This window comes from Candidatus Viridilinea mediisalina, from assembly GCF_002532535.1.
GTDB classification, from domain to species: Bacteria; Chloroflexota; Chloroflexia; order Chloroflexales; family Chloroflexaceae; genus Viridilinea; species Viridilinea mediisalina.
In genome coordinates this window covers 1-10,870 of record NZ_NQWI01000037.1, presented here as the reverse complement: position 1 = coordinate 10,870, position 10,870 = coordinate 1, and the positions used below count along the sequence as shown (strand labels likewise).

Here is a 10,870-nt window from a genome sequence, read left to right as displayed (position 1 = left end):
GTCGAAGCCAACAAATCACTGCCACGCTGTCCCCATCGCGTAGCCGTCTTCACCCCGGTAATAGAAGGGAACCACAATCAGCCGTCGCATGATGCGGCGGGTGCGTAAGCCCCGCAGGATCTGAGCGAAGCCACGGTAGAAGCCGATCACGGCGGGCGTGAAGCCGGTGTGGTAGAGGTGAATGAGCAGATCGCCTTCGCTTAGGCTCTCGCGTAGTTGGTTGATCGTTGCTGTATAACAGAATTCATCCGTCTCCGCCAGGGTGCGGGCGCGTGACACGTCGCGGTTGCGTAGCCAACAGACATCAACGAGCGCATCGAGTTCGGCGTGGCGCATGCTCATCAGCGCCACGCGCAGCGGCGGTAGCTCCGGCAGCGGACGGGGATCGCGCGGTAGCATAAAGATGGGAAAGGGTGCCGCTTCGGATCCGTCGTTATAGACGACGCGCAGCGGCAAGGGTTTCAGGTCGCTGCCCGCCGGAATGTAGACCAACTCGTGCAGCACTTCGGTAAAGACATCGTGGGGGGCTGCGCTACCAAAAGCTACTGGCTCACCTGCAGCAAGGGCGTTGCGGATGTGTTGGCGCAGGTTAGTTTTGAGCTTGTGGCGGAAATGTTCAGATCGCTCGGCGGGGGCTGGCTCCTGCGCGGGCGGGGGCAGGGTAGCGGCAGCAAAGACGCGCCGTACCGGCGGAGGCGTGGCCTCATTGGGGGCGCTGCTATGGAAGGGGCTCTGCCACTCGACCACGCCGCAAGCGTTGGCTTCGGCGAGGCGCAGGAAGGCAATGCGGTGCTGGATTGCCGCAACCTGCTCAAGGCGTTGCTGACTGGCCCAATGGGCAAAGGCCTCACGGTGGGCCGTCAGGCTCTGCGGCGGGAAGAACGACGCCCCCAGACGCTCCGGTGCGGCACCACGTTGCGCCGCTTGGGCCAGAATGTCGAGGTAGCTTGGGTGCAGCGGAAAGAGCGGAAAGCGCCCGTTCCGCACCAGGCTGGCAAACTCCTCGCCACGCTTAAAGAGCGCCAAGCGCGGACTCGCCGCAACCTGCTGCTCAATCCGTTGGCAGCAGCGTGTATAGCGCCGCTGCTCTTCACTCAGATTGATCGCCTTCCGCATGCGCCGCTCACAGGCCAGCGCCTCGCTCACCAGATCAACCAAGTCGGTCTGTAATCCGTGGCGTGCAGCCGGTGCCAGCCAGACCGCACGGGGCAACGCGCAGAGGTAGAGTTTTGAGGTGGTCATTGCGATATTATACCAATTACCCTTGAACATGCCGCATTATCAAGAACGCGAAAGCCCATTGGGACGCCATCGGCAATCTACAATCTACAATCTGCAATCTGCAATCGTAAATGGTATTATATCCGCAAAAGCCTACTCAATGCCAAACGTTCAGCCGCTTCTGTGTCGAGGTTCAGAGTGGATTCAGGGCAGACCAGCAGGCCGATTTTAGCCTCTTGGCAGGCTTTCAGCATGCGTTGACGTTGGGCCACTGGCAGATCGACAAAGTCGCCCGGAATGAGAATGAGCGTTGGCTGGGCAGCACGTTCACGGAGTTGTTGCGCCACGCGCAGATCGTCGCCGAGGTGGTGCAAGAAATCAGCACTATCACGGGCCCGCACCACCGCCAGCAAGCGACTACCGGCGGGTAGTTCGGCGCTGCGTTGCGGGTAGATCCACGGAATCGTCAATGCCTCACCAGCCACATAGGCCATTGCGTAGGGTGCCGGTAGGAACGAGGAGCGCAATGCGAGGGGGGCTGGCACGTAGCCCTCGGTACTATCGCCATGACGCAGGCGGCGGTCGAGCCGCCCGGTCAGCACAGCGGCGCGGGCATGCAACAGATCCTCCTGGTAGCTGTGGCGTTGTTGCGGCTGACTCAAGCCAGCCAGCAGCCGTTCGGGGCGACGGCTGCCCAAGGTGAGCAACTCCACCTGCTCGCGGCTCCAGACGCCATGGTGTACCGCGTAGCAAGCACGAGGTAGCGTCAGCGCCCCCGCTTGATCGAGCGCCAAGAGGCGCTGCTGCACCGCCGGGGCAAAGCCGGTTAGCGCCAAGTAGAGCAGGCGCGCCGCACTGCTCGGCAGACGCCCAGCGCTCGCGTCAGCTAATGGGACATGGTGGCGCTCGGCTAACGCGCACAACTCAGCGGGCAGGTGCCCACCAGCCACATGGGGCGTAAAACGCAACTCGAGGCTCCCACCACACTTATAGGCCTCCGAAAGCAGAAAGCAGGTCAACGCCTGCGCTGCCGCAAGCTGGTCATACTCGCGCGGATGGGCAGTAAGAAACGCATCCACCTCCAAGCAGTTATGCTCACGACTATGGCGTACTACTGTTGCCCCCAGCAAGACATTCTGGACGGTAAAGCGATAGGGACGCCAATCATGGTTTTGGGGCAATGCCCCACCACGAGCGTGATCATAACGGAAACGCTGCTGATACTTCTGTACTCGTTGCTCAAGTCGTTGTAGTTGCCGCTGCCGTTCGGGTGGTGCTTGCTTCGCTCGTGCGCCCCGTGCAAGCATCGGTTTGAGTTGCTCGTAGTCGGTCGCGGTCAAGATACGAAATGTGCCCATAGTGAAACACCCAATATGTTATGCTTCAGGTTACGGTTTGGTTACAGAATTTTAGTATACTCGATACATAAAACCAAGCGGTTGGTGCTGTACCACCTGCCCCACCTCGCGTACAGCTTGAGCATACTAAGGAGTATAGACCATGGGAAACCTCAAATTAGCCGTCTGCCCACACGACACCGTTCGCAATTCTGAAGGCTGGTATCGTCTGGTTCAGTACCTTTCGAACAGCATGAGTCTGGAAGTCAGTTTTGGTTTGGCGCTCGATTTTGCCGATTTCCACGAGCGCTTTGCGGCCAGCGATCTGGTCTATGCCAATGCTGGTGATACCCTGAAGTTGGTGGATCAGCATGGCTATAGCGCCATTGCACGGGTGACCGGACGGTTCGATGAGGCGGTGGTGGTGGCGAGTACCGAGTTGGCTGATGCTGCGGTGGCCAAGATGGGTGGGGCGAAGCTGGCGACGATTAACGGCACGCTGCCTATGAAACTGGCTATGCGCATGCTTCAGGCCCAAGGCATGAACCCTGGTGAGATTGTTGGCCGCGATAGCTGGCTCGGTGTTGTCCAAGCCGTCTGGGGGGGCGATGCGCCCTACGGGGTTCTTGACCGCGACTCCTATGCGGATCTTTCGCCCCAAGGCCAGGCGATGGTCACGTTGCTGCATACGACCAATGAGCAGTGCGCCTTCCACTCCTTCTGTGTTGCGCCTAGCTTGGCCGGGCAGGCCGAGCAGTTGCGCCAAGCCCTCGTGGCTATGACGAGTGACAATCTGGGTAAAGAGGTACTCAACGACCTGAATATGCCCGGTTGGGAAGCGGTGGATGCGGCGAACTTGGCGACGATCCGTGAGTTGATGGCATAAGCGGAGAAGAACAGAGGAACAACAGAACAGAAGAACAGAACAGCAAAACGCTCACGCAGAATATAAGGAACGCAACAAAGCTGCGCTGTTTGCGCTCCGCTCCCTTGTTCTTCCGCTTTGGCGGCGTAGCCGCCAAAGCGGAAGAACAAGGGTATTACCCAAAATCCTTCCACTGCACCACCACTTCCCCCTCGCCCCCCGGCCAGCGCAAGCGCCGCATACCGCTGTCGCAGTAGCGCCGGAATTCTTTCAGCATCATGGCATCGTTGAGAACCTGCGGATCGGTGGGTACGAGGTCGAGGATCGTGTCGGCGCAGAGCACAATCAGTTTGTGGCGCGCTCGTGTTGCAGCGACGTTGAAACGCTTGCTGCTTAAGAGAAACTCCGCCTCCATTTCGGCATATTCGCTGTCGGTGACGCCGTAAGACATGATGATCACGTCGCGCTCTTGGCCCTGGAGTTTGTCTACGGTGTCTACGAGGGGCATGGGTTGGTTGGCGCTGTCAAAGCCTACATTGCGCAACTGTTGCCTAATAGCGCTGTTTTGGGCCCGGTGCGGCGCGAGGATCGCGACCCCTTCCGCACTGAATTGGGCTGCATCATAGACCAGATTGCTGCGCTGATCTATCAGCAGGTCACGCAGCCGCACCACGATCTGGGTGGCAAGGGCCGCTTCCAATGGGTTGCGGGCGGTGTAGCTGTGCGGCGGTTGATAGCGCACTAAGATAACTGCCCGTTCCGGGTGGAGCAAAAAATCCACGAGATCATCGGTTGCAGCTTGGAGCATGCTACTTGTGGCGATGCGGATGGCTGGCTTGGTGGCAAAAAAGCGCCCATGGTAGAGGACATCGCGGGGGTAGGCGGTGAGCGGTTCGTTCATGCGGAAGTTGGCTTCGAGCTGGAAGAGGATGCGTGCTTCTAATTCGGGGCGCTCCACTTCCACCCGCTGGCGCACAAAGGCGAAGACTGAACTGAGCAGGTGCTGCTGCTCTTCGGGGTAGTCGCCATGAATAATTGGCGGCAGTTGGCGATCATCGCCCGCGAGGATGATCTGGGCACTCGCTTTGCTTGCGGCAAAGGCGATCAGCGCATCGGGCAACTTCATCTGCGAGGCTTCGTCAATCAGAATCAGATCGAACCAGGCTTGCAAGAGGTCGCCCGCTTGCTGCATGGCGTGGTGTAGCGCCCAGACGGTGGCACCTACAATCTGGCAGGGGCTGGCGTTCTCCAAGCTGTTACTGAAACTTTTGGTGTCGAGCGGCAAAACGCCCGGCAGTTCAGGATCGGGCCCAGCGGGGGCGTTGCGCTGCAGTTTGCCCAACTGCACCAGGTCGGCCCCAAGGCCGTAGCGCGCAGTGAGTTCGCCCACTTTCCGCAACACGTTGTTGATCGCATGGTGGGTGAAGGCGCTCACGAGGACGCGCACGGGCCGTTGCTGAATACGGGCAGCAAGGATCGCGCCGATCAGCATATGGGCAATCGTGTGGGTCTTGCCTGTACCCGGCGGCCCCCAGACAAGCGTGAGTGGCTCGCGGAAGACGCCCCGCCATGCCTGCCATTGGCCTTCATTGAGCAGCCCGTCGGGGTCGCTACCGCTGGCACTGATCAGTTGGCGCATGGCGTCTTCAAGGCCCACTACGTCAGGCATCCAGGGCTGCCAAGCAGGATTGGTCGCGGTGGCCATAAGCGCGTGCAGGTGCGCGGCAGGCGCAGGGGCGCTGGCGATCCGTTGGAGTACCTCAAAGACCTTTGGTGAATTGTAGTCCACAAAGAGGCGATCCAGCACGTAGGTCTGGTCGGGTTCAAAGACCTTGCGGAATTGTGGGGGGTGCTCTGCTTTGAGTTGTACACGGGGCGGGTTGCTGTGGAGATCATAGGCGCAGAGCGTCACCTTGTAGGGCGCAAAGCGCCAACGGTTGCTCGTGGTATTGAAGAGCTCGCCGTCAATCTCGCTCAACAGAATATGCGGCTGGTCACTAGGTGTCAGCACAAGATTAAAGTCGCCAGGTTCAAATTTGGCATCAGCAGCAACGGGGTCGAAAGTAAACCAGAGGCAGCCTTCCGCATCAAGATCATCAGTGAGGGCGCGTAGCCCTGAGAGGCAGACAAAACTGGCCACGCGGTCGCTCACGGGCAGGGTGTGGCGCTGCTTGGTCGCCAGTTCTTCATGGCTAACCTCAAGCGTGGTAAAGATGCGCAAGGCTTCCAGCATCTGGGCTTGGAGCGGATCGCCGAGCTTGTAGAGGCGAAAAGGTTCTTTGCGTAAGAGCAACTGTTCCTTAAAGTCGGTTTTGATGCGCCGAATGATCGCATCGCTCGCCCGCAATTTGGCACGCACAGCCTGCCCAATTTCCCGCACAATCTCTTTTGGCGTCAGCCTGACCGCTTTGCCGCGCTGGGTATAGGTGAAATCCTGGTTGCGCCATACATCGTGGATGCGCTCGAAAGCAATCTGGTTGGAGTGTTCCCAACTGAAGCCGTAGCGCGTGCGAAAGCTGAAGCCCCCCTTGTGTGGTTGGTAGCACTGTGCGACCTCGCGCAGATCGTAGGCATAGGGGATGGGCAGGGCGATCAGTTTGCGGAGCAGCAGCACCACAATCGTCGCCGGGATGCTACGGAAGGTCTCGGCATCGGGCAGCACCGCTTCGGGGGGGAAGAGGCGCATCAGGTTGTCTAGTTCAACGCGCAATTCAGGCGGCTCGCTGGCGAACATGTGGCGCTCGATCAGCCCTTTGAGTACCAACAGATCGAGGGTGTCGTAGAAGTAGAAGTGGAGCCGCTTCTGGGCACGGCGCTGTTCGCGCTGCACAAGGCTGCAAGCCAACTTGAGCTCCTTGGCTGCCTCCTTTTCAGCCTGTTCTAGTTCCGTACGTTTGGCCCGTAACGCGGTAGCATTGGCATCACGCTTCCGCAACGCAGCAGCGTGGGTCTGCTTGAAATCGGCCAGTTCCGTTTGGGCCGCAAGATGCGTTTGGGCTGCGGCAGCGATGCGCGGATCACTATCAAGCGGTTGGCCACGTTGGGCCTCATTTTCCGCATCAAGCGCTTCCAACAGGCGGTTGAGGGTTTGCAGAAAGGGCAGCAGCATAGCTACTTCATCACCCTCATGCTCAGCGATGAAGACATGCTCCTGGCCCAACGGACGCCCGCGCCCCTCGTCCCAGCCCTCGTAGCTCTTGAGCCCCAAGGCAAAGCATGTGCCAGTCACTCCATCCTGCTCGGCGGAGATAACGACGCGCACATCTTCGTAGGCGGGCATCTGGAAGCTATGGGTTGCTAAGAGACGCGGCGTGCCATCATGCAGGGCTTGGGCTGCGGCGAGGTAGCGCACGAGGTTACTGGCCAGATCGTGGCTCAGTTGGCGCAACTGCTCAATGCGCTGCTGGTCGCGCTCTGGATCAAGGCCGACCAGATCGGTATGGCTGCGCACTCCGGCGGCCAGTAGGTGGTGCTTCGACTCGGAACTGATGTAGGGCAGGCGCGAGAGATCGAAGGCGGCATTGGCTTGGGTCCGGCACTCCTCCAGATACTCGCAGAGCGTGCAACCCGCATGGACGTGGAAGTGGGCCTCAGCAGCGGGCAGCGCCAGCAGTGCGGGCAGGCGGTTGCAGAGAAAGTCGCTCAAGGCCAAACGGTAGGGTGCCAACTCACAAATGGTACGCTCACGCCGCGCCTCAATCACCGCCAACTGCGGGTCAACCACAAGATCGGGCAGGCCAAACTCAGCCAACACCGCCTCTAGCAGCAGCGTATAGAAAGCCACCTGGATATAATGTTCGTGGCGCGGCACCTGGCTGCCCTTAAAATCCCAGACGCGCACCCGGCGCTGGGGCTGGTCGGGCGTCGCAGGAAGCAGTTCGAGCAGATCGGGACGCGAAACGCCCAGTTCGATCTGGTTGGGATCAAGGCCAAACTGGCGCAAAAAGCGCTCCGCGATGGCCTGGTGGTTAGCGAGATTGATGTCTACCTGAGCGATGAAACGGGGCGGTGTGGGCTGGCGCAGCAGCGCAATTGTATCGTTGAGCGGCAACGGCACTACCCGGGTACGTCCCCGCTCTTGCTGCAAACCGGCGTGGTGCAGGCGCTGCTCCAAGCCCGGCAGCGGCGGCGTGGTCGTGAGGCTCGCCTCCAGCGCCTGGACGCGCTCCAGTTCAAACGCATCGCCCGCTGCCATCAGCAGCCCGATGCCAGGACGGTTATGGCTACGCAAATGGGCGGGCACATTCCAACCAAGCCCAGGCTTCCCACGATCCTGTTTCGCAACGACGCCCCAGCGCAAGCGTCGGTCACAGCGATGCTTAAAATGGGAGACAATGATCGAAGCGGTGAGGTGAAATTTTTGAGTCATAGATGGTACTAACAGATCCTCGGAAGTTGCTCACCACTCAACATGTCCACCACGCGGCTACCGCCGATGCGCGAGCGCAGCGTAACCCGTCCGGGATTGGTGCTATTGACATGGCCAATGATCGCGGCAGACTGGCCCAGGGGGTGGGCCCGCATGCTAGCGAGGGCCGCTTCGCTCTGTTCAGGGGCCACAATAGCCAAACATTTACCCTCATTGGCAACATAGAGCGGATCCAATCCGAGCATCTCGCAGGCCCCGCGTACCGCCTCGTCCAGCGGGATGGCCGCTTCATCAAGACTCATCCCAACCCCGGCTGCTTGAGCAATCTCGTTGAGCGCCGAGGCCACACCGCCCCGCGTGGGGTCGCGCAGCACATGCACATGTGTACCAACAGCTTCAAGCAGGCCCGCCACCAAGCCATGCAGCGCCGCCGAATCGCTCTCTAGGGCCGTCTCGAAGGCCAAACCTTCACGCACAGACATAATCGCAATGCCATGGTTCGCAATCGGCCCACTGAGCAGCACATGATCGCCGGGCGCGGCGCGGCGCGGATCGAGCACAATGCCAGGCGGAATCAGACCAATGCCGCTCGTATTGATGAAGATACCATCCCCTTTGCCCCGCTCAACCACCTTGGTATCACCCGTTACCACCGCAACCCCAGCCTCACGAGCGGCGGCTTGCATACTCTGCACCACACGCCAGAGCGTCTCCATCGGCAAGCCCTCTTCGATAATCAGGCCCACTGCAAGCGCCAAAGGCTGGGCACCGCACATCGCCAGATCATTGATTGTCCCATGGATCGCCAGTGCACCAATGTCGCCACCAGGAAAGAAGAGCGGACTAATCACATAGGAATCGGTCGTGAAAGCCACCTGCTCACCACCAAGCGCCAAACGAGCACCATCGTGCAACGCATCAAGCGCCGGGTTGCTCAGAGCGGGGCGTAGCATCCCCTCGATCAACTGCTGGCTCAAGCGCCCACCCCCACCATGGCCCATGGTGACCGTGGGGTAGTTGTGTAGCGGCAACGGGCATTGGAGTTCTAGGGACATTGTGGGCGTCCTTCTACTTCCTGTCTCCTATTTCCTAAACTGATAGTAGGCCGCACATGCCCCTTCAGACGAAACCATCGGCGCACCAAGTGGTTGTTCGGGGCTACACTGGGTACCAAAGGCGCTACAATCGGGCGGGCGGGCCAAGCCTTGCATGATCTGGCCCGCAATGCAAAGGGGCGATTCATTGGCTTTGATGGTCGCTACATGAAACTTCTGCTCGGCATCATAGGCTGCATAGGCCGCCCGGAGCCCCAGCCCACTCTGGGCAATCGGGCCAATGCCGCGCCATTGGCGCTCACGCACCTCAAAGACTTCGTGCATAATCCGCTGGGCATGCTGGTTGCCCTTGCGCGTGACGGCGCGCACATACTGGTTCTCTACGCCCCACGCGCCCCGTTCAAGCAACTCCACGGTCATGTAGATCCCTTGCAGCAGATCGAGCGGCTCAAAGCCGGTGACCACAATGGGTACGCGGTAGCGCTCGGCCAACGGCAGATACTCCTCATAGCCCATGATTGCACAGACATGCCCGGCTGCCAAGAAGCCCTGGATTTGGCAATTGGGCGCGGCCAGCAGCGCCGCCATCGCCGGTGGAACCAACACATGCGCCGCCAGAATCGAAAAGTTGCTCAAGCCCAACCTTTGGGCATGGTAGACCGCCATCGCATTAGCGGGTGCCGTCGTCTCAAAGCCCACCGCAAAGAAGACCACTTCGCGCTCAGGGTGCTTCTGGGCCAACTTGACCGCATCCAAGGGCGAATAGACAATCCGCACATCCCCCCCTGCCGCCTTAACGCTCAACAGATCCTGTTGCGAGCCCGGCACACGCAGCATGTCACCAAAAGAGGTAAAGATCACCTCCGGGCGGGCGGCCAGCGCAAGGGCCCGATCAATCAATTCCAACGGCGTCACACAGACCGGACAACCCGGGCCGTGAACGAGGCGCACCTCCGGCGGCAACATACGCTCCAAGCCCGACTTGACCAACGTATGGGTCTGGCCCCCACAAATCTCCATAATCGTCCACGGGCGGCGCACCACCTGCCTCAGCGCCTGTAGAAACCTCTGCACATCCGTGGCATCACGATATTCATCTACATATTTCATGGGGAGCCTCTGGTTGATGCATTACCAGTCTTCCTTCGGCAAAATCTGCGTTTGCACAGCAATGTACCCAGGCTCAATAGATGCATCTTCTTCTGCATAAATTCGATTGAGTGCCTCGGTTATGCCTTGATAACGATAGGTTTGGAGATAATGCTGAATGGCTCGGGCATACAATTCGCTTCGTGAGAGACCTTGTTCCTGAGCATATTGCTCCGCCGCTTGGAAGAGCGGGTCGGGTATGGAAATAGCTGTTTTCATGTTGCCAGTATAATAATAGTTATACCTGTGGTCAAGGTATGGATTAGGGCTACACCAACATCGTTGGGGCTTACAACCCCGCGCATCCTCATAATACCAATTACCCTTGAACATGCCGCCTTATCAAGAACGCTAACGCCCATTGGGACGCTATGTTCGGCAATCTGCAATCGGCAATCTACAATCGTAAATGGTATAAACCATCACTCCGGTTGCTCAACCTGAAGCTCCGTAAGCTCATCCATCTCACGGAGATAGGCAAAAACCTGTTGCGCCTCGGCTTCATCAACGATGCTCAAGGCAAAGCCAACATGCACGATCACATAGTCGCCGAGCTGCGCTTCGGGGGTGTAGGCCAAACAGACCTCTTTGACAATGCCGCCAAAGCTGACTTTGCCCATAGGCATGCTTTCACTATCCGGGTCAAGGGCGACGATTTTTCCGGGAACACCAAGGCACATGATTGACCTCCTAAGGGAAGGGTATAGGAACGAGAAAATAGAAAATAGAAAATAGAAAATAGAAAATAGGTTTTCGGCACCAGTAGGAACGAGAAAATAGAAAATAGAAAATAGAAAATAGAAAATAGGTTTTCGGCACCAGTAGGAACGAGAAAATAGAAAATAGAAAATAGAAAATAGAAAATAGAAAATAG

8 protein-coding genes are annotated in these 10,870 nt (G+C 58.8%); 1 reads left to right on the top strand and 7 read right to left on the bottom strand.

The annotated features are described in order from the left end of the window. Positions 1 to 15: 15 nt before the first annotated feature. A complete protein-coding gene (locus tag CJ255_RS10025) occupies positions 16 to 1,242 on the bottom strand; it encodes a hypothetical protein (RefSeq protein WP_097643969.1) in 1,227 nt (408 codons plus the stop codon). Positions 1,243 to 1,358: 116 nt separating this feature from the next. After that, entirely contained in the window at positions 1,359 to 2,579 is a 1,221-nt protein-coding gene (locus CJ255_RS10020) for a hypothetical protein (RefSeq protein ID WP_097643968.1), read from the bottom strand. Positions 2,580 to 2,721: 142 nt separating this feature from the next. Here CJ255_RS10020 and CJ255_RS10015 point away from each other — a divergent pair, with 142 nt between their 5' ends. Next, complete coding sequence (locus tag CJ255_RS10015; RefSeq protein WP_097643967.1) at positions 2,722 to 3,444, top strand: phosphate/phosphite/phosphonate ABC transporter substrate-binding protein; 723 nt, start codon at positions 2,722 to 2,724, stop codon at positions 3,442 to 3,444. A gap of 154 nt (positions 3,445 to 3,598) precedes the next feature. Here the strand turns inward: CJ255_RS10015 and CJ255_RS10010 are convergent, their stop codons facing one another. From CJ255_RS10010 to CJ255_RS09990, 5 genes are all read right to left on the bottom strand, one after another. Beyond that, positions 3,599 to 7,792, bottom strand: a complete 4,194-nt coding sequence (locus CJ255_RS10010) for a bifunctional RecB family nuclease/DEAD/DEAH box helicase (protein ID WP_097643966.1) — start codon at positions 7,790 to 7,792, stop codon at positions 3,599 to 3,601. Between the two features lie 8 nt (positions 7,793 to 7,800). Then, complete coding sequence (gene hypE / locus CJ255_RS10005) at positions 7,801 to 8,847, bottom strand: hydrogenase expression/formation protein HypE (protein ID WP_097643965.1); 1,047 nt, start codon at positions 8,845 to 8,847, stop codon at positions 7,801 to 7,803. 27 nt (positions 8,848 to 8,874) lie between these two features. Next, positions 8,875 to 9,957: a hydrogenase formation protein HypD gene (hypD, locus tag CJ255_RS10000; protein ID WP_097643964.1), complete on the bottom strand. Its 1,083-nt coding sequence runs from the start codon at positions 9,955 to 9,957 to the stop codon at positions 8,875 to 8,877. Positions 9,958 to 9,978: 21 nt separating this feature from the next. After that, positions 9,979 to 10,215, bottom strand: a complete 237-nt coding sequence (locus CJ255_RS09995; RefSeq protein ID WP_097643963.1) for a ChpI protein — start codon at positions 10,213 to 10,215, stop codon at positions 9,979 to 9,981. 203 nt (positions 10,216 to 10,418) lie between these two features. Then, a complete protein-coding gene (locus CJ255_RS09990) occupies positions 10,419 to 10,676 on the bottom strand; it encodes a HypC/HybG/HupF family hydrogenase formation chaperone (protein WP_097643962.1) in 258 nt (85 codons plus the stop codon). Positions 10,677 to 10,870 lie beyond the last annotated feature (194 nt).